Source organism: Arthrobacter sp. ZGTC412 (assembly GCF_002929215.1).
Lineage (GTDB): Bacteria > Actinomycetota > Actinomycetes > Actinomycetales > Micrococcaceae > Arthrobacter.
On record NZ_PJII01000076.1, the window covers coordinates 1 to 321 of the forward strand.

Genomic DNA, 321 nt, shown 5'->3' on the forward strand with positions numbered 1-321 from the left:
CAACTGGTGATACCCTGATCGAAGATCTATCTTGGAGAAAACAGTGGCACCTTTAAGCTGATCGAACATATCATCGATCTGGGGAAGTGGGTACGTGTTTTTGATAGTAACTTCATTGAGAGCTCTGTCGTCAACGCACATCCTCTTCGTCTTGTCCTTCTTCTCCACAAAAATCACGGGAGCACCCCAGGGAGAAGTACTCGGACGTATATACCCCTTTTCTTTCAACTCTTCCAACTGTTTCTTAACTTCGGCCAGTTCATTTGCTGCCATACGGTAGGGTCGCTTGTGCAGAGGAGTGGTTCCTGGAGCGAGATCTAT

Annotated in this window: 1 protein-coding gene; it reads right to left on the reverse strand. The window is 47.0% G+C overall.

Annotation, left to right across the window (positions count from 1 at the left end; genetic code table 11):
- A partial coding sequence (locus CXQ88_RS21435) for a reverse transcriptase family protein (protein WP_146069276.1) occupies positions 1-273 on the reverse strand: 273 nt, incomplete at its 3' end.
- Between the last annotated feature and the right edge of the window lie 48 nt (positions 274-321).